A 19,153-nucleotide genomic window follows, 5' to 3' on the forward strand; every position below is an offset into this window, starting at 1 on the left:
CAACATCCGCCCCCGCGCCCTCCACGGCTTCCTCAGCCCCCATGTCAAGATGAACGAACTCATCAACGGTGTTGCGCTGACTCCCTGAGACCGCCTCGACCGATGTGTGCGAAACACTCTTCTCGACGGGCCGTGGGGCGGCGGGCCGCGACGGGCCAGGCGGCGGCGGGTCGCGGCGGGCCAGCGCCGCCAGCGCGGGGCTGGCGGGGCTGCGCGTCAGCCCAGCGTCAGCTTGTCGCCGGACACCGCGACCGGAATGGCGTCCAGCGGCCGCGGCGCGGGCGCGAGGGTGTTGCGGCCGTCGGTGGCGTCGTACTCGGCGCCGTGCAGGGGGCACCGCAGCGTCATGCCCTCGACGACCTGCACGTTTCCACCCTGGTGGGTGCAGCGCGAGGAGTAGGCCACGAACTCGCCCTCGGCGGGCTGCGCGACGATCACGTTCTCGTCGCCGGCCTTGAACTGCTTGGCTGTGCCGACAGGGATCTCGGCGGCGTCGATGGTCGTGGAGGGGACGGTCGTGGTCTGCTGCACCGTCGAGGCCGGTTCGGGCGTGGGGGTCATGCCACACGCGGAGGCGATGCCCGGCAGGAGCACGATCCCGGGAAGTGCCATGAGGACCGTGCGGCGCTGGGTGCACGGCCCGACCTTGGTGACGGACGTAGCGGCGGGGGAATCGGTCATGAGGCCATGGTATCCGTCCCCGCGTGGTAGAGAACTCCGGCGACGGCCCTAGGCTGCCCCCATGACGGTCCGCAGACTCGCCCCGCATTCCACCACCATCTTCGCCGAGGTGTCGCAGCTCGCCACCAGGCACGATGCGATCAACCTCGGTCAGGGCTTTCCCGACACCGACGGCCCCGCGTCGATGATCGAGGCGGCGGCGCGGGCGATGCGCCAGGGCCACAACCAGTACCCGCCCGGGGCGGGCGTGACGGAGCTGCGCCAGGCGATCGCCGAGCTGGAGCGCTCCCGTACCGGGCTGGTGCGCGACCCCGACACCGAGGTACTGGTGACGGTCGGCGCGACCGAGGCGATCGCCGGCGCGGTGGTGGGCCTGGTGGAGTCCGACGACGAGGTGGTCGTGATCGAGCCGTACTACGACTCCTACGCGGCGACCATCGCGATGGCCGGCGCCACCCGTCGCCCGGCCCGGATGGTCCTGAAGGACGGCCGCTTTCGGCTGGACGTGGACTCGCTGCGGGCCGCGTTCTCCCCGCGGACGCGGGCCGTACTGGTGAACACGCCGCACAATCCCACCGGGGCCGTCCTGCCGCGCGAGGATCTGGAGCAGATCGCCGCCCTGTGCCACGAGTTCGACGCGATCGCGATCTCGGACGAGGTGTACGAGCACCTCACCTTCGACGGTATCGAGCACGTGTCCATCTCGACGCTGCCGGGGATGGCCGAGCGGACGCTGCGCATCTCCAGCGCGGGCAAGATGCTCAACTGCACCGGCTGGAAGGTCGGTTGGGTCACCGGGCCCGCGGACCTGGTGGCGGGGGTGCGCGCCGCGAAGCAGTACATGAGTTTCACCGGCGCCACGCCGCTGCAGCTGGGGGTCGCCCACGCACTCCGGCACGAGCAGCAGTGGATCGACTCGCTGCGTGACGGCATGCAGGAACGACGCGATCAGCTCGTGGACGTCCTCTCGGGCGTCGGGTTCGATCTCGTCGTCGGGCAGGGCACCTACTTCCTGACCGCCGATCCCCGCCCGCTCGGGGTGACCGACGCGGCGGCCTGGTGCCTCGAACTACCGGGGCGGATCGGGGTGGCGGCGGTGCCGTTCGCGCCGTTCACCGACCGCTTCGCCAGCGAGTGGTCGCACCTGGTGCGGTTCGCGTTCTGCAAGCGGCCCGAGGTGCTCGACGAGGCCGGCCGCCGGCTGCAGGCGCTCAAGCGCTGACGCGGCCGGCTCGCGCGGGGAACCGGTCACCGGTATCCCCCTCTGACCTGGGGTGCCCTGCCCGGCCCGAGCAGGGCACCGCAGGTCAGCGCGGTGCAGCGGTCGCGCGCCGCCTCAGCGACCGTGGGTGAGGACGATCTTGCCGACGGCGCCGCGGCCGTCCATGAGCTCGAGCGCGTCGGTGGCCTTCTCCAGCGGGAATTCCATTCCGACGAGTGGGTCGAGCTTGCCAGCGGCCAGCAGCGGCTGCACCTCGGCCCACTGCTTCTGCAGGTAGCCGGGGTTACTCATCCAGTACTCGCCCCAACCCACGCCCACGGCGCTCTTGTTGCCGAGCAGCAGGCGGTTGACCTTGACGGTGGGGATGTCGCCGCCGGTGAACCCGATGACGAGGATCCGGCCCTCCTGCCCGAGGGCGCGGATCGAGTCGGTGAACCTGTCACCGCCCACGGGGTCGACGACGACGTCGACGCCCTTCCCGCCGGTGAGCTCCTTCACCGCGTCCTTGAAGCCCTCGGGCGCAATGGCCTCCGACGCGCCGGCCTGCAGCGCCAGGTCCCGCTTCTCCTCGGTGGAGGCCACGGCGATCACGCGCGCACCCATCGCGGTGGCGAACTGGGTGGCGGCGATCCCGATCCCGCCACCAGCCCCGTGCACGAGCACCGTCTCCCCGGCCTGCAGTCGGCCGCGGTGGGCGAGCGCGAAATGCACGGTCAGCACGTTCATCGGCACCGACGCGCCCTGCGTGAAGCTGAGGCTGGCGGGCAGCGGGAACACCTGCGACGGGTCGGTGGCGACCACCTCGGCGAAGCCGCCGAGTCCGGGGAAGGCGCACACGCGGTCGCCGGCGGACAGGCCCGAGCCCTCCGGCGCCGAACGGACCACGCCCGCGATCTCCGAGCCCGGCACGAACGGCAGCGGCGGCGACATCTGGTACTTGCCGCGGGTCTGCAGGACCTCCGGGAAGGTCACGCCCGAGGCGTGGACGTCGATGACGACCTGCCCCTCCCCCGCGTCGGGTTCGGGGATGTCGACCACCTCGAGGGCGGCGGGTCCGTCATGGCTGGAGATGTGGATGGCACGCATGCGGTCCATAGTGTCAGTCGCCTGGACACATGTCAGGGAGTCGGGGCGCCCCCGGTCAGCGGACCGCGTTCACCGCGCCTGTTCTGCAGCGCGCCGACGCGTGCTCGTCCGCCGCTGCCACAGGTACATCACCAGGCCCGACGCCACGACCACCTGACCGACCTGGAACGCCAACGCCATCACGATGAACTCCCGCCCGAACGCCGTGGGCATCAGCAACAGCAGTGCACAGATGATCAGCAGTGCCACGGTGAGGATCTGGCCGCCGCCCATGAGTGCGCGCGGAAGAGTGGTGAGGCGTCGGCGGCCGACCAACAGCACAGAGTTCATTGAGATGAGCAGACTCACCGGCACACCGATCTGGGCCGGGAACAAAAATAGCACCGGGAACAAGGGGTGGGTGCTGAGCGTCACCGTTCCCGAGACCAGGAACTGCGGGACGCTCCACAGGGCGGTGAGGAGGGCGCAGACCACCGTGGTCCACGAGCCGCCCACCAGGATCTTCACCCGTGGAGGATAACCCCGGCGGCGACGTACGAAAACCGTGCCTCGGCCCGCCGGGACCGCGCGAGGCGGCGGCGAGAGGGACGTCAGGCGGCGAACCCGGTGTCAGGCGTTCTCCCGCCGGAACACGCGGGTGCCCCACCAGATGGCTGCCGCGAACAGCACCAGGGCCCACCCGATCCCCCACAGCATCGTGGAGGCGACGAAGGTCCCGGCGAAGGCGGACCGCGCCGTGTCGACGATGTAGCGGAAGGGGATGAGGTCCGAGACCCGCTGGAGCCAGGCCGGTCCGAGCGTCATGGGCAGGAGGATCCCGGACAGCAACATGATGGGCATCATGAGCATGTTGGTCAGCGGCGCCATGACCTGCTCGCTCTTGGAGGTCAGCGCGAGCGCATTGGAGGCGGCGGCGCCGGCCGCGCCGGTGAGCACGGTGAGCCCGATGCCCAGGACGACGCCCCGGATCGGCGCCTCCATCCCCATGGCATAGCCCAGCCCCACCAGGATCAGTGCCTGCACGAGCAGCTGCAGGATGTCGCGCATGACCCGGCCGAACAGCAGCGCGGTGCGACTGGCCGGCGTCACGCGTTCGGCCTCGACCACGCCCTCACGCCACTCGGCGATGAGCCCGAAGCCGGCGAACAGGGCACCGAAGATCCCCAGCTGGACCAGCAGGCCGGGGACGAAGAACGTGTAGGCGTTGGTGGCGCCGAACTGCTCGGTGAGCGGGGTGAGCAGCGGCGCGAACAGCAGGAGGTACAGAACCGGCTGCATGATCCCGATGAGCACCCACGCCGGGTTACGCAGGTTCATGCGCAGCTGTCGACGGAAAATGATGGTCGATTCGCGGAAGAAGGACACTGGGGGCTCCTGGGCGGGCGGAGAACGGGGCCTGTCGGTCAGCTGTCGCGGAGCGAGCGGCCGGTGAGGTCGAGGAACACGTCGTCGAGCGTGGGGCGGGTGACGTCAACGGACACCAGCGCGATGCCGGCGGAGTCCATCTCGCGCACGATGTCGGGCAGCGCCAGCGCCGCGCGATCGATGCGCGCGGTCAGTCGGGTGGAGGCGACGACGACGTCGTTCACCGCCCGACCGGAGACATTCGCGCGGTTCCGCACGGCGCGGTCGAGCACCCCCGCCGCGTCGGCGGCGCGGGCGGGGTCCGCCACCTCCACCTCCACGAGGTCTCCGGAGACCTGGCGCTTGAGGTTCTCGGCGGTGTCCTCGGCCACGATCTCCCCGTGGTCGATGATCACGATCCGGTCGCTCAGCGCATCCGCCTCGTCCAGATAATGGGTGGTGAGGAAGACGGTCGCGCCGCGGCGCTCCCGCAGCCCGCGGATGTGTTGCCAGAGATTGGCACGCGCCTGTGGATCCAGTCCGGTGGTGGGCTCGTCGAGGAACACCAGCGACGGCGAGTGCACCAGGCCCATCACCACATCCAGCCGTCTGCGCTGCCCGCCGGACATCTTCGAGCACTTCCGGTCCCACAGCCCGTCCAGCTCGAGCTCCTCGAACAGCTTCCGGGCCTGGACCGTCGCGTCGGCCCGGCTCAAGCCGTAGAGCATGGCGTGGTCCACGACCTCCTCGCCGGCGCGGGGCTCGGAACCGGTCGAGCCGACCTGGGAGACGTACCCGATCCGCCTGCGAACCTCGGCTGACTGGGTCACCACGTCATACCCGGCGACGGTCGCCTCCCCGGCGGTCGGCCGCAGCAGAGTCGTGAGCATGCGCAGGGTGGTGGTCTTACCCGCACCGTTCGGGCCGAGGAACCCGACGACCTCGCCGTCCGCGACGTCGATGTCCACCCCGGCGACGGCGTGCACCTCCACCTTCTCGCGACCCCTGCGACTGTGGAAGGTCTGTCGGAGTCCACGGGCACGGATCATCTCGGACGGCTCCCCACGTGTGTGCGCTACTGGCCACGAAAACAGTAGAGCCCCGCGGCGCGCTGGTCTATACGTTCACGCGCACCGTGGTCCGGCGGCCGCCGTGAGCACGGACCCGGGCACGGGCTCACTCCCTGGTGAGGGCCTCTCCGATCGGGGTGTCACCGTCGGAGAAGTCGATCGTCCGCCCGATGGTGTCCGGCCTGCGCAGCACCGCCGCGATCACGTCCGCCACGACGTCCCTGCTGGTCTTGCGGTCCTCGCTCTTGTCGTCCCCCACGCCGATCGACTCGCCGCCGGGCTCGTCGGTCAGCGCGCCCGGGCCGAGGATCGTCCACTTCAGATCCGTCTCACGCAGGTGCGCGTCCGCCGCCGCCTTGGCCTCGGCATACGGGAAGAAGGAACTGTCCTCGGGCACCCCGTGGTCGGGGCCCGCCCCGTCGTAGGACACCATCACGTAGCGCTCGACCCCCTCGGCCACGCAGGCGTCCATCGAGCGGATGGCGGCGTCGCGATCCACCGCGTACGTCCGCTCCGGGTTGCCGCCGCCGGCGCCGGCGGACCAGACCACCGAGCCGCTGCCGCGCAGGACTTCACGAAACTCGTCGTCGGCGAGCTTCTCGACGTCCGCCACCACCGGGGTGGCGCCGGTCGCACGCACGTCCTCGGCGTGATCGGGGTTGCGGATCACCGAATACACCTCGGCTCCCGCCTCCGACAGGATCCGGGCGGCGCGCAGGGCCACCTTGCCGTGGCCGCCGACGATTGTCACTGGAAGCTCGATACCCATGGCCTCTGTTCTACCCGCCCGATCGCGGGCGGGACCAGCAGATGAATGAGACTCACGTCAGACCATGTGAGCGCTTCTCACTCCCTCCGGTCACAACTGCGCAACGACACGCCGTCGGGCCCGTTTCCAGCTCGTCCCGTGTCGTACCCGGCAGGCATCATGTGGGACGTAAGCCGGTACTCACCGGCTGATCTCGCGCAGTCGCATTCGGAGTTACGCATGTCCCTCTCCCGGTCAGGCAGTCCCACACGCCCGGGGACCCTGGTTCCGCTCGCCCTTCTCGCCGGGCTGGCAGCCCTGGCCCTCGTCATCTCCGGGTGCACGGTCCCCGTGCCCACCGGCTCCGCGGGCGAGACCACCCCGTCCGAGACCTCGCAGGCGCCCCGGCCGGCCGAGCTCACGGTGACCCCTGCGGACGGCGCGACGGACGTCGCCATCCGGGACGGCGTGTCCGCAGCGGTGGAGGACGGCACCATCACCGAGGTCGTCCTCACCAACGACTCCGGCAACCGGATCGACGGCACGATCTCGGCGGACGGCACCGAGTGGCGGCCCGACATCCCGCTCGGGTACGGCCGCACCTACACGCTCGAGACCACCTACAACGGCGAGACCGGCGGTCCCAGGACGGACACGCGGTCGTTCACCATGGCCAACCCGCAGTCGACCGTGGGTGTCGACCTCGTCACGACCGGCGGCGCCCCGCTGGAGTCGGGACGCGAGTACGGCGTGGGCATCGTCGTGGCCGCCACGTTCGACCAGCCCGTCTCGGATCGCGACGAGGCCGAGAAGTACATGCACGTCAGCACCACTCCCGAGGTCGAGGGCAACTGGTTCTGGCTCGACGACTCGACCGCGCACTGGCGCCCGAAGGACTACTACGCGACCGGCACCGAGGTGGAGGTGGACCTCGATCTGGAGGGCCGCAACCTCGGCGGCGGCCAGTGGGGCGCGGACAACGCCGCGGTGGACTTCTCGATCGGCGAGCGCCGGGTCACGATCGCCGACGACGCCACCAAGACGGTCTCGGTGTACCACGGCCAGGAGCTGATCAAGACCATGCCCACGTCGATGGGCAAGGGCGGTTGGGCCACCTACGGCGACGTGACCATGCACTTCTGGACTCAGCCCGGCACCTACACGGTGCTCGACAAGGCCAGTTCGGTGCTCATGGACTCCACCACCTACGGGCTCCCGCTGTCGGCCGGCTACCGCACGACCGTCGCGCACGGTGTCCGCATCTCCAACAACGGCATCTACTTCCACGCCATGCCCGCGACCGTGTGGGCGCAGGGCAACACCAACACCTCGCACGGCTGCCTGAATCTGTCGTCGGCCGATGCCGAGTGGTATTTCGACCAGGCCACCACCGGTGACGTGGTGGAGATCCGTGGCACGCAGGGTCCGGATCTCGAGCAGTGGAAGAACGGCGACTGGTCCGTGCCGTGGGACGTCTGGCAGAGCGGCTCCGCCGACTGAGCGGCCGGGCATCCGCTCAGCTTCACGCCAAACGGCACAGCCTCGCTTCGTCGACATCACTGCGAAATCCACCCGAAATAATCGCAGTGAGGTCGACAAAACCCGGCGCGGGCCTGGCGGTCGGGCCCGGGCGGGCCCGGGCGGTCGTCTGGGCCCAGTGCCGGGCGCCAGATCCCACTTGGTCGACATCACTGCGAACCTTGTTGGCGCCACTGCGAAATCCACCCGAAATAATCGCAGTGAGGTCGACAAAATCGGGCGCGGCCCCGGCGGCGGGCCGAGCCGGCGGCCGGGCCTGGGCCGTGGCATCGGCCGGGCCTGCCTGATCGGCCGCCGCCGACCCCGACCCCGCGTAGGTCAGCCGATCAGCGGACGCCCATCATGTTCTTCTTGATCCACGGCGACAGCAGCGCGATTACGATCGCCACGACGATCGACGCGATGCCCAGGAACAGGAAGTAGGAGCGTTCGGCGCCGGCGTCCGTGGGGTCGTAGTACCCGGCCAGCACACCGGACAGCGCGCTGCCGATGGACACGGTGAGGAAGAACAGCGCCACCATTTGCGTCTTGAACGCCTCGGGGGCGAGCTTGGTCGCCAGCGACTGCCCGACCGGCGAGAGCAGCAGTTCGGCCATCGTGAACAGGAACAGGATGCCGACGATGGCCAGCAGCGGCGTGGACTGGTGACCCACGAACAGCAGGAAGATCAGGGCGGCGATACCCATGATGAGGTTGGCCAGCGCGAACTTCATCGGCGTGGACGGCTGGCGCTTGCCGAGCTTGACCCACATCGTGGCGAAGACGGCCGCGAAGATGATGATGAACAGCGGGTTGATGGACTGCACCCAGCTGGCGGGGAACTCCCAGCCGCCGATGTTGCGGTCCAGCCGCTGGTCCGAGTAGATGGCGATCACGGTGAACTGCTGCTGGAACAGCGCCCAGAACATCACCGAGGCGAGGAACATCGGGATGAACGAGATCACGCGGCGACGCTCGTCGGCCTGCGTCTTGGAGCTGCCGATGAGGATCGCGAACAGGACCACGGCGCCGACCGCGGCGATCGCGGTGACGATGTTGGCCAGCCACTCGAGCGGGACGAGGCCGGTGGCGATGGCCGCCACGATGAGGACGACGACGACAACGCCGACACCCAGGTAGCGGACACGCAGCGCGCGGGGCAGTGGATCCGGAACCTCCACGCCGATTCCTCGGAGGGTGGAGCCACGCATGGCGACGTACTGGATCAGTCCGATCGCCATACCGACCGCGGCCGCACCGAAGCCCCAGTGGAACCCGTGGGTGTCCCACAGCGCGCCGGTGACCAGCGGGCCGAGCAGGCCACCGATGTTGACGGCCATGTAGTAGATCGAGAACGCGGCGTCCCGGCGGTCGTCGGTCCGGCGGTACATGTCGCCGACGACGGTCGACGTGGTGGCCTTGAGAGTGCCGGCGCCGACGCCGACGAACACCAGACCGATGCCGAGTCCGATGGCATCGGGAATCAACGCCAGGGACATGTGCCCCAGCATGATCAACACGGCCGAACCGAAGAGCGTGCGTTCCGCGCCGAAGAGCCGGTCGGAGACCCAGCCGCCGAGGATCGCGGAGGCGTAGACGAGACCGCCGTACGCACCGACGATGGAGGTGGCGATCTGCTCGGAGAAGCCCAGACCGCCCTCGCCGACCGCGTAGTAGATGTAGTACGCCAGCAGGCCCTGCATGCCGTAGAAGCTGAATCGCTCCCACAGCTCGATGCCTGAGAGGTTGGCCAGACCGAGTGGATGGCCGAAGAACCTACGGTCCGAATCGGCGAGAGCCACCTCGGGATTCCGAGTTGTCATGTCAGACAGTGATACTCCTGACAGCGGCAGGTGACAAACCCGTGCTATTCGCCACGCCCGACAGGGTGGGAGTCGACATTCCCACCGGCGAACGGGACAATCGGTTACTCAGCCCGAGTACACCCACTCGGGGCACCCCGAGCAGAACGCGCAGGAGCACCTCCAGTGACCCGAGCCGACACCCCGGCCCGATCTATCCGCCCCCTTCACGGAAGGGGGCACACCGGATGAGCATCGCGCTCTCACTACTGATCGGCGTCGTCGTGGTCCTGGCGATCACCGCGCTGACGGGCTACTTCGTAGCCCAGGAATTCGCGTTCATGGCGGTAGACCGCTCCCGCATGGGCGCCGCCGTCGAGAAGGGCGACCCTGTCGCCGAACGCGTCCTCGGCGTCACCCGACGCACCTCGTTCATGCTGTCGGGCGCCCAGCTCGGCATCACCGTCACCACCCTGGTCGTGGGTTATGTGGCCGAACCCCTCATCGGGCGGGCCCTCGGCGACCTCCTCGGCCTCGCCTCCGTGCCGCAGGCCGTCGGCGTGGTGGTGGGTACCGTCCTGGCACTGCTGTTCTCGACCGTGGTCCAGATGATCTTCGGCGAGCTTGTGCCCAAGAACCTGGCGATCGCCAAGCCGGAGCCGGTCTCCCGCTGGCTGGCGCGGTCCACCTCGATCTACCTGGCCATGTTCGGCTGGCTCATCGGCCTGTTCGACAAGGCCTCCGAGGCCCTGCTCAGGCTGGTCGGCATCGAGCCGGTCCACGACAAGGAGCACTCGGCCACCGCCCGCGACCTCGAGCACATCGTCGCCGAGTCCGGCGAGGCTGGTGAGCTCTCCCCCGAGCTCAGTCGACTGCTCGACCGCATGCTCGACTTCCCCGGCCAGCCCGCCGAGCACGCGATGGTCCCGCGCTCGCGCACCGACGTGGTCCGCGGGGAGGACACCGTCTGCGACGTGCTGTCGAAGATGGCGAAGGGCCACACCCGCTACCCGGTGGTCGGCGAGGATTCGGACGACGTGATCGGCGTCGTCGACCTGCACGACCTGCTCGTCGTCTCCGACGACAAGGACACAACCCTGATCCAGGTGTCCGAGCTGATGCGGGCGCCGATCGTCGTGCCCACCTCCCTGCCGCTTCCGGAGGTCGCGAACCGGCTCGGTGACGCGGGCTCGGAGATGGCCGTCGTGGTGGACGAGTACGGCGGCTTCGCCGGGGTCGTCACCATGGAGGACATGGCCGAGGAGATCGTCGGCGAGATCGTCGACGAGCACGACCCCCAGGCCGCGGCGGGCATCCCCGTCGGCGAGGGTGACGGCTGGCTGGTCAGCGGCGACACCCACCTCGACGAGGTGGAACGCCTGCTCGACATCACGCTGCCAGACACCGACGCCGAGACCCTGGGCGGCCTCGTGATCGAGACCTCCGGCGACCTGCCCGCGATCGGCGACCGCGTGGACGTGGACCTGCCCGACACCGACGTGTTCGAGGAGCTGTCGCGCTCGCGGATCCTGCACACCGAGGTCCGGCAGATCGAGCGTCGAGTGCCCTCCCAGCTGTACGTGGCGGTCGAGGAGGCCACCCGATGAACACCGAGACCGTCACCCTGCTCGCCGCCGAGGCACCGTCGGGGGCCATGAACAACCCGCTGGTCGTGCTGGCCGCGACCGCACTGCTGATCGTGGCCTCGGCATTCTTCGTGGCCGTGGAGTTCTCGTTGATCTCCGCGCGCCGCCACCGTCTCGAGGACGCGGCCGCCACCAGCATCGCCGCGCGTGCCGCGCTGCGGAACGCCTCCGAGCTGACCCTGCTGCTGGCGGGCGCGCAGCTCGGCATCACCCTGTGCGCCCTGGCCCTGGGTTCGATCACCAAGCCGGCCGTGCACCACTGGCTCACGCCGGTGTTCTCCGGCTGGGGCCTGCCCCTGTGGACGGCGGACGTCATCGCGTTCATCCTCGCGCTGATCATCGTCACGTTCCTGCACCTGGTGGTGGGCGAGATGGCGCCCAAGTCGTGGTCCATCGCGCACCCGGAGTACTCGGCCACCCTGCTGGCGCTGCCGATGCGCGGGTTCCTCTGGCTCACCCGCCCGCTGCTGCTCCTGCTCAACAACACCGCCAACGCGATCCTGCACAAGCTCGGTGTGGACGCGAGGGACGAGGTCTCGTCCGGGCAGGACGCCGATTCGCTGCGCGAGCTGGTGCGTCACTCCGGTGAGGCCGGGACACTCGACGAGTCCCGCCAGCGCCAGCTGCTCAGCGCCCTCGAACTCCAGGAGTTGACGATGGGGGACCTGCTCGGCGAGCGCGATGCCGACACCCCGGCCACGGAGTCCGAGATGTCGTCGGTCTCCGTCGATGCGAGCCCCGAGGAGATCCGCGAGACCGCCCGCCGGACGGGACACCTCCGGCTGCTGGTGCTGGAGAACGACACCGCCGTCGGCGTGGTGCACGCGCGGGACTCGATCGATGTCACCGGGGCCGCCACCGCCCGTGAACTCATGCGTCCGTGCCTGTCCCTGGAGTTCGATCTGTCCGTCGCGGAGGCGTTCCGGCGGATGCGTGATTCGCGGGCGCATCTCGTCGTCGTCGAACAGTCCGGCGATCACCCGGGCACCCACGTCTCCGAGGTGCGCGGCGTCGTCACCCTCGACGACGTGGTCCGCCGCCTCCTCCCGGCGACCTCCGGCTAGGCGCGGGGCCGGGCCCGGCTCAGAACAGCCCGATCAACTTCAGCAGGCCCCACAGCGCAAGCCCGGCCATGCCGATCAACACCAGCAGCATCAGCCCCACCGCACCCACCGCCCGCAGCAGATAGCCGCGGGCGGTGGTGTCTATCGTCCTGCCATCGGCGATCGTCTGGTTGACCAGTCGCAGGTTCTTGGAGGTGGCCTTGTGCGCGACGTCAGCCACGTCGCCGACGAACGGGACCGTGCCCAGCACCGCGTCGACCAGGTAGTTCCAGCCGATGCGGAACAGGATGCGGACCGGCACCCGGTTGCGCACGGCCTCGACCATGACGACCGCCGCCACCACGGTGCCCACCGCGTCGCCGACGCCGGGCACGAACCCGATCACCGGGTCGACCCCCACGCGGTAGCGGGTGCCGGGGATGCGGACGAGGTCGTCGAGCACGCGCGCCAGGCCGGCGGTCAGGGGCGAGCCGCCGGTGCGGTCGACGGGGACCGGAGCGGCGGGCGTGCCCGGGGTCGGCATGCCGGGGGCCGGCGCGACGGGGGTCGCGCCGGGCGTGCGGTCGGGGCGGGCGCCGGTCATATCGGCCGAGCGTACGGGCCGTGACGCGGCGCGCCACCGCGATGCGCCAGCGGACCCAGGTCAGTCCGCGGGGAGCCGGACGGTGACGACGACGCCGGCGCCGGGGGCGGTGTCGAGCTCGACGGTGCCGCCGTGCGCGCGGACCAGCTCGTCGACGATGCTCAGCCCGAGCCCACTCCCGCCGCCTCGCGTGCGCGTGCGCGAGTCGTCGGCCCGGTGGAAGCGCTCGAACGCCCGCGCGGCGTCCTCGGGCGCCATCCCGGGGCCGTCGTCGCGGACCGTGATCACCGCCTCGCTCCGCTCGTGGGCGACGGTCACCCACACGCGGGCCTCGGGCGGGGTGTGACGCAGGGCGTTGACGACGAGGTTGGTCACCACCTGGTGGAGTCGGCCCGCATCACCGGTGACCACGGGAACCCCCGTGACCTGCAGGTCGACCTCCCGCGACGGGTCGGTGGCGCCGGCGGCATCAACCACATCGGAGACGAGCCCGGCCACGTCAACGGGCGCGCGGTCGAGCGGCCGCTCGGCATCGAGGTGCGCGAGGGTCAGCAGGTCCTCGACGATCCGTGACATCCGGAGTGATTCGGCCTCGATCTTCGTCAGGGCGGCATCCGAGTCCGGGAGGGCGCCCATCCGGTGCAGTTCCGCGAACCCGCGGATCGAGGTGAGCGGCGTGCGCAGCTCGTGGCTCGCGTCGGCGGCGAACCGTCGGGTGCGTTCCTCCGAGGCGCGCGCGATCGACTCCGCCGCGCGCGCCGCCGCCTCCGACTCGCCGCTCGCGGCCAGGGCCCCGCGCAGCGAGTCGACCATCTCGTCGAGACTGGCCGTGAGATCACCGACCTCGGTGCCACGGGGCCGGGGCGGCAGACGCCGCTGGAGATCCCCGGCGGCGATCTGGCCGGCCGCCGAGCGGACCTCGTCCAGCGGCCGGAGCGCGCGGGTGACCAGCAACCACCCCGCCGCCCCCACGACGAGCAGGACCGCGGCCCCCACCACGGCGGAGACCGTGATGAGGAGCGCGACGGTCTGGTCGACCTCGCGGTCCATGGGCAGTCCGACGATCGTGGTCCCCTTCGACGACGGCAGGACCACCACCCGCCAGTCCCCGTCGCCGGTACCGGTGACCGTGGTCGGCGTGCCGGTGGCGGGGCTCGCCGGGACCTCGGGGCTCTCGCCCGTCTCGTCGACGGACAGCACCACCGAGCCGGACGCGGACCGCTCCTCCACATAGAAGCGGCTCGGCGGCGCGCCCCGGGACGGCGGGCCGGAGCTGGTGCCGGGTGCGGGGCTGGCGCCGGTGCCGGTGTCGGTGTCGGTGTCGGAGCCCGGGCCAGCGGCCTGGCCGGGCAGCACGCCGGGAGCGCCCGGCGGGCGGTGCGCCCATCCGCCCGCCGCGTCCATCAACTGCGCGTCGACGCGGTCGATCAGCTGCGCGCGCATGGTCACCGCCACCGCCGCGCCCGATGCCACGAGGCCCGCCAGGACCAGCAGGACCATCGTCACCACGAGGACGACCCGCAGCGGGATGCGTTCGAACCGACCCCGTGTCATCGGGGCTCGCGCATCACGTATCCGACCCCGCGCAGAGTGTGGAGGTACTTGACCGGGCCGGTGTCGACCTTGCGGCGCAGGTAGCTCACGTAGGACTCGACGACGCCTGCGTCTCCTCCGAAGTCGTAGTCCCACACGTGGTCGAGAATCTTCGCCTTGGACAGCACGACGCCCGCATTGACCATGAAGTAGCGCAGCAGCGCGAACTCCGTGGGCGAGAGCGCGACCGCCTCACCGGCTTTGAACACCTCGTGAGAATCGTCGTGGAGTTCGATGTCCGCGAAGGCGATCCGGTGATCGGCCGCAGGCTCGTCGCGGGGTGCCGCGCCCCGGCGCGCGAGCACCCGGATCCGGGCGATCACCTCCTCGAGGCTGAACGGTTTGGTCACGTAGTCGTCGCCGCCGATCGTCAACCCCCGTACGCGGTCGGCGACCTCGTCCTTGGCAGTGAGGAAGAGCACGGGGGCCGTGGAGCCGTCCGCGCGGAGCCGGGCCAGGGCGTCGAACCCGTCCATCCCCGGCATCATCACGTCGAGCACCACCACGTCGGGGCGGAACGCACGAGCGACGTCGATCGCCCTCGTACCCGTGTCGGCGGTGGCCACCTCGAATCCCTGGAACGTCAGACTGACCTGGAGCAGTTCGACGATTCCGGGCTCGTCGTCGCAGACGAGCACGCGGACGGCGGCGCCCTGGGCGTCCGTGGCTGTGGTCATGATCACGAGTGTGCCCGAACCCTCTCGCCTGATCAGGCCGGTGTGCGCTGGCCGCCGGGCGGGCTCATGCCCTCGGGCGGGGCCATCCCCTCGGGCGGAGCACCCATCGGACCGCCGCCGCCCGGGCCACCGCCGGGCCCGCCTGCGCTACCGCTCGCCGCGTTCTCCTCCGCCGACGCCACGCCGATCGTGATGTCGAGCGAGTACCCGGCCCGCGGGTCGCCGGAGACGGCGGGCAGCTGCGCATCCCAGCCGTCGCTGAAGATGCCGTCGGTCTCCAGGCTCACCCGCGAGAGATTGGCGACCGAGGCCGAATACCCGGAGTCCGCCGCGTACACGGCCTCGGACACGTCCTGCGGCAGCGCTATCTGCGAGGTCAGCCGGGCATTCTCCCCGGCGACCGCCGCGGCGAGCGTGTCGTACACCTCGAAATGCAGATGCGGCCAACGTCCCGCGTAGCAACCCGGGAAGACTGAGGTGAACGTCACGCGCCCGTCGGCGTCGGCGGTCTGGACCCCACGCAGGTAGTTCTGGTCCGTCACGCCGTCGCTGTAGAGGGAGTACCTGCCCTCCCGGTCGCACTGCCACAGGTACACGGCCATGCCGGCGCCGGGCGCACACGACTGCGTGAGGTCCTGCAGGCTCATGGTCACGGTCATGGGCACCCCCTCGGCGGTGCCGCTCATGGTGCCGAAGCTCGTGGTGATGTCGCTGCGATGGACCCCGGATTCGACCAGGACGTTGGGGCCGTTGGACCCGTCGCCCGGGTAGGGACCGGCGGTTTCGCCGGGGGCGGCGGCAACGCAGTCGGCGGCGCCGGTCGCGGCGCCGGTGGTCGCCCGCGTGCTCCCCGCGGCCGAGGTCGTCCCGGTCGAGCCGGTCTCCGTGGCAGCGCAGCCCGCCAACCCGAGCGTCGCCAGTCCGGCCGCGCCGAACAGTCCCCTCAGGGCGCTGCGTCGCGACAGGACGGCCATGTCGTGGCGCAGGCCCAGGTCGTGTTCATGCTGGTCGGGGTGGTCGTCGTGGGTTGTCATCACAGTCCTTCTCTTCGGCGATGACCTGACGGTAGAGCCGCTTCCCGTACGCCGACTGGAGGTCTCCTGTGAAGTTGCTGGACGCCCGCGGCCGCGATCCCGGCAGCGGTGGCGGACAGATTCTGGTTTCGTGGAGTGATGACGATCTCGACCCGCCGTCCGCACACACGTCACCGGACCCGCCCCGCCGCCGGCCTCGCGGCTGCCGCCCTCGCCGTCGTCATGGCGGGTTCCGGCTGCGCGGCGCTGACCGGCGACACCGGCGCGGACGAGCTGCAGGAGTTCCTCTCCGTCCTCGAGCGCGGCGACCTCGCCGGGGCGGCCGCCCTCACCACCGACCCGGTGGCCGCGGAGGAGGCCCTCACCGCGAGCGTCGCCGGCATGGGCTACCCCGCGCTGTCGGCCGACACCCCCGACGGCGACCGGCGCCCCGACCGCGACCCCGTGGCCGTGGATTTCACGTGGGACCTGGGGGACGGTGACGACGACGGCGCCGAGGGTGACGACGACGAGGCCACCCCCGGCCCCACGGACACCGGCGGCGAGGCCGGATCTCGCTCGGTGACCACCTCAGGACAGGCGGGCACCGTCAAGGTGGACGACCAGTGGAAGGTGCAGTGGGAGCCCACGATCCTGGATTCCCGTCTCGTCGCGGGCGGGTATCTGGAGTACGCCGAACTGATGGACTACGACACCGACATCCTCGACCGCACGGGCGCGCCGCTCATGCAGTGGACTCCGGTCACGGCCGTGACGCTCGCCCCGGACGCCGCCGCGAGCGCGGACGCGGTGGCGCAGCTGGTGAACAGTGCGGCGCCGACGATCACCGGGCAGTCGATCCGCGACGGAATGGCGGAGGCAGGCGACCAGCCGTACCAGGTGGTGGGGCTGCGGCCGAGCGATATCGACCCGATCCGTGAGCAGTTGGCCGCCGTGCCGGGGGTGACGCTGCCCGAGCGGGGAGATCTCATCCGCACCGACCGCGAGTTGAGCTCGCCGGCGCTGAACGGTCTACCTAACGCGTGGCTCGAGGCGCTGCAGGCCTCCGGCGGCTGGTCGGCGGACATCATCAACCCGGATGCCGAGCCGGTCGAGCTGGGCGGGGCGCCGGCGGGACAGGTGGACGATCTGACCTCCACGCTGCAGATCTCGATGCAGCAGGCCGCGCAGTCCGCGGTGGACGGCTCCGGCCAGGCCGCCTCGATCGTCGCGATCCAACCGTCGACCGGCGGCATCCTCGCGGTGGCGCAGAACTCCGCTGCCGACGCGCAGGGCCCCGTCTCGCTGGAGGGTCGCTTCCCGCCCGGCTCCACGTTCAAGGTGGTCACCACGGCCGCCGCTCTCGAGTCCGGGGTGGTGGGCCCGGAGGAGATCGTGCCGTGTCCGGCGCAGATCACCGTGTCGGGCCGCACGATCCCCAACGACGACGACTTCGCGCTCGGCGAGGTGCCGCTGGAGACCGCATTCGCACGCTCGTGCAACACAAGCCAGGCGGTGATCAGCGACCGGCTCGAGCCGGAGGCGATGAAGAACACCGCCGCGCAGCTTGGCCTGGGCGTCGGATTCTCCGGGCCGGGAATGAGCCCGTCATGGTTCACCGGCTCTGTTCCCGTCACCGAGCGCGGCCCTGGCCGGGTCGAGGCGGCGATCGGGCAGGGCGAGGTGCTGGCCAGCCCGTTCGGCATGGCCGTGATGACCGCGTCGCTGGCCAACAACGGCCGGATGATCCTGCCGGAGCTCATCTCCGGGATGCCGGCGGTGGCCAACGATTCGCCGGAGCCCCTGCCGCAGAACGTCGTCGACACCCTCCGGCGCTACATGGTGCAGACAGTGCAGACCGGCACGGCCACGGCCGCCAACTCGGTGCCGGGCCTCGGTGGCAAGACCGGAACCGCGGAGGTCGGCAACGGGCCGTCCCACGGCTGGTTCGTGGGCTCCACCGGCGACATCGCGGTGGCGGTGCTCATCGAGGGCGCAGATTCCTCCGGGCCGGCGGTGTCGATGGCGGCGAACTTCCTCACCTCCGCCGGCCAGCCCGCGCCGCTGGCCGCCGGCTGAGCGCGGGTAGGCGGGGCCGTCGGCTCAGTGGCCGGTAGCCCGCCGACCCTGGGCCCGGTGTCGCCGGGTCGGGCAGGGGTGAGCCACGCTCAGTCAGTGGGCCGAGCCTCGGGAACGGGTAGTTTCGGCTCATGCGCCTGAGCGACCTGCCCCTCCCCGATTCCGCGGCCCGCCGCCTGTCCCGACTGCCTTTCGTGTCGACCCCGTCCCCTGCCGACACCAACCGGCGCGTGCTGATCACCGGTGGCGCCTCGGGCCTGGGCCTGGCGCTGGCCACAGCGTTTCTCGAGCGCGGCGACCGGGTGATGATCGCCGACCTGGCGCCCTCCGACGACCGTCCCGACACCGTGCCGGCGGACGCCCGCTATCTGCGTCTCGACGTGCGCTCGGAGGACGAGTGGCAGGCCGCGCGCGACGAGATCGATGAGATCTGGGGCGGCCTCGACGTCCTGGTGAACAACGCCGGGATCGCGCAGGGCGGCCGGATCGAGATGCTCACCGAGGACGACTGGCGCCTCATCACCGACATCAATCTGCTCGGCGTGGCGCGCGGCTGCCGCACCTTCGTGCCGATGCTCAAGAAGCAGGGCCGCGGCCGCGTGGTCAACACCGCCTCGCTGGCCGGGCTGGTGCATCCGCCCACGATGAGCTCGTACACCGCGGTCAAGGCGGCCGTCGTGGCGATCTCGGAGAGCCTGCGCTGGGAGCTCGAGCCGTTCGGCGTGGACGTCTCGGTGATCTGCCCGTCGTTCTTCCGCACCAACCTGGCCTCGAGCCTCAACTCCTCCGACCCCGCGGCGGCCGGGTTCGCCTCCAAACTCATCACCCGCGCGAAGCTCGACGCCGACCAGATCGCAGCCGAGGTCATGCTCGCGCTCGATGCGGGCGAGTTCCTCATCCTCCCCGACCCCGACGCCCGCAAGAACTACCGCGGCAAGCGTCTGCTCCCGGCGGTCTACGCCAAGACGATGCTCGACATGGGCCGCAAGTTCGCGGCCGCGACCGGCAAAAGCTGACGCGAACGGCG

The 19,153-nt window shown here is 70.7% G+C and carries 17 protein-coding genes; 6 read left to right on the top strand and 11 right to left on the bottom strand.

Annotated features, from left to right (window positions below):
- Positions 1–216: 216 nt before the first annotated feature.
- Positions 217–681: a Rieske (2Fe-2S) protein gene (locus tag ACWIE7_RS15290; RefSeq protein WP_452100802.1), complete on the bottom strand. Its 465-nt coding sequence runs from the start codon at positions 679–681 to the stop codon at positions 217–219.
- Between the two features lie 61 nt (positions 682–742).
- Here ACWIE7_RS15290 and ACWIE7_RS15295 point away from each other — a divergent pair, with 61 nt between their 5' ends.
- Positions 743–1,903 carry a pyridoxal phosphate-dependent aminotransferase gene (locus ACWIE7_RS15295; RefSeq protein WP_454069835.1) on the top strand — a complete coding sequence of 387 codons (1,161 nt, stop codon included), beginning with the start codon at positions 743–745 and terminating at the stop codon, positions 1,901–1,903.
- A 114-nt stretch (positions 1,904–2,017) separates the two neighbouring features.
- On the opposite strand, the gene ACWIE7_RS15300 is transcribed toward ACWIE7_RS15295, so the two are convergent.
- The 5 genes from ACWIE7_RS15300 to ACWIE7_RS15320 all read right to left on the bottom strand — a co-directional run bounded on the left by ACWIE7_RS15300 (position 2,018) and on the right by ACWIE7_RS15320 (position 6,172).
- A complete protein-coding gene (locus ACWIE7_RS15300; protein ID WP_454069836.1) occupies positions 2,018–2,989 on the bottom strand; it encodes an NADPH:quinone oxidoreductase family protein in 972 nt (323 codons plus the stop codon).
- A gap of 69 nt (positions 2,990–3,058) precedes the next feature.
- Entirely contained in the window at positions 3,059–3,496 is a 438-nt protein-coding gene (locus ACWIE7_RS15305; protein ID WP_454069837.1) for a hypothetical protein, read from the bottom strand.
- 102 nt (positions 3,497–3,598) lie between these two features.
- Entirely contained in the window at positions 3,599–4,354 is a 756-nt protein-coding gene (locus ACWIE7_RS15310) for an ABC transporter permease (RefSeq protein WP_230929124.1), read from the bottom strand.
- A gap of 38 nt (positions 4,355–4,392) precedes the next feature.
- Complete coding sequence (locus tag ACWIE7_RS15315) at positions 4,393–5,382, bottom strand: ATP-binding cassette domain-containing protein (RefSeq protein WP_452100798.1); 990 nt, start codon at positions 5,380–5,382, stop codon at positions 4,393–4,395.
- A gap of 127 nt (positions 5,383–5,509) precedes the next feature.
- Positions 5,510–6,172, bottom strand: a complete 663-nt coding sequence (locus ACWIE7_RS15320) for an SDR family oxidoreductase (RefSeq protein ID WP_454069838.1) — start codon at positions 6,170–6,172, stop codon at positions 5,510–5,512.
- Positions 6,173–6,391: 219 nt separating this feature from the next.
- Here ACWIE7_RS15320 and ACWIE7_RS15325 point away from each other — a divergent pair, with 219 nt between their 5' ends.
- Positions 6,392–7,651 (top strand): Ig-like domain-containing protein, encoded by a 1,260-nt coding sequence (locus ACWIE7_RS15325; protein WP_454069839.1) that lies wholly within the window; start codon positions 6,392–6,394, stop codon positions 7,649–7,651.
- 365 nt (positions 7,652–8,016) lie between these two features.
- Here the strand turns inward: ACWIE7_RS15325 and ACWIE7_RS15330 are convergent, their stop codons facing one another.
- Positions 8,017–9,492: a peptide MFS transporter gene (locus ACWIE7_RS15330; protein WP_454069840.1), complete on the bottom strand. Its 1,476-nt coding sequence runs from the start codon at positions 9,490–9,492 to the stop codon at positions 8,017–8,019.
- A 227-nt stretch (positions 9,493–9,719) separates the two neighbouring features.
- Here ACWIE7_RS15330 and ACWIE7_RS15335 point away from each other — a divergent pair, with 227 nt between their 5' ends.
- Together ACWIE7_RS15335 and ACWIE7_RS15340 are read left to right on the top strand one after the other, a co-directional pair.
- Positions 9,720–11,078: a hemolysin family protein gene (locus ACWIE7_RS15335; protein WP_454069841.1), complete on the top strand. Its 1,359-nt coding sequence runs from the start codon at positions 9,720–9,722 to the stop codon at positions 11,076–11,078.
- 47 nt (positions 11,079–11,125) lie between these two features.
- Positions 11,126–12,181, top strand: coding sequence for a CNNM domain-containing protein (locus ACWIE7_RS15340; protein ID WP_454069854.1), 1,056 nt, complete (start codon positions 11,126–11,128; stop codon positions 12,179–12,181).
- 19 nt (positions 12,182–12,200) lie between these two features.
- On the opposite strand, the gene ACWIE7_RS15345 is transcribed toward ACWIE7_RS15340, so the two are convergent.
- From ACWIE7_RS15345 to ACWIE7_RS15360, 4 genes are read right to left on the bottom strand one after another with little or no spacing between them, the layout of a single operon-like run.
- Positions 12,201–12,764, bottom strand: a complete 564-nt coding sequence (locus tag ACWIE7_RS15345; protein WP_454069842.1) for a DUF4112 domain-containing protein — start codon at positions 12,762–12,764, stop codon at positions 12,201–12,203.
- Between the two features lie 60 nt (positions 12,765–12,824).
- Complete coding sequence (locus ACWIE7_RS15350; protein WP_454069843.1) at positions 12,825–14,318, bottom strand: sensor histidine kinase; 1,494 nt, start codon at positions 14,316–14,318, stop codon at positions 12,825–12,827.
- Positions 14,315–15,034: a response regulator transcription factor gene (locus tag ACWIE7_RS15355; RefSeq protein ID WP_454069844.1), complete on the bottom strand. Its 720-nt coding sequence runs from the start codon at positions 15,032–15,034 to the stop codon at positions 14,315–14,317. The genes ACWIE7_RS15350 and ACWIE7_RS15355 overlap by 4 nt, the downstream gene beginning before the upstream one ends.
- A 32-nt stretch (positions 15,035–15,066) precedes the next feature.
- A complete protein-coding gene (locus tag ACWIE7_RS15360; RefSeq protein WP_454069845.1) occupies positions 15,067–16,068 on the bottom strand; it encodes a dioxygenase family protein in 1,002 nt (333 codons plus the stop codon).
- Between the two features lie 138 nt (positions 16,069–16,206).
- Between ACWIE7_RS15360 and ACWIE7_RS15365 the strand changes: the two genes are divergently transcribed.
- A complete protein-coding gene (locus ACWIE7_RS15365) occupies positions 16,207–18,126 on the top strand; it encodes a penicillin-binding transpeptidase domain-containing protein (RefSeq protein WP_454069846.1) in 1,920 nt (639 codons plus the stop codon).
- 131 nt (positions 18,127–18,257) lie between these two features.
- Positions 18,258–19,142 carry an SDR family NAD(P)-dependent oxidoreductase gene (locus tag ACWIE7_RS15370; RefSeq protein ID WP_344991681.1) on the top strand — a complete coding sequence of 295 codons (885 nt, stop codon included), beginning with the start codon at positions 18,258–18,260 and terminating at the stop codon, positions 19,140–19,142.
- Positions 19,143–19,153 lie beyond the last annotated feature (11 nt).

The sequence above is a fragment of the Dietzia sp. NPDC055343 genome (assembly GCF_053645265.1).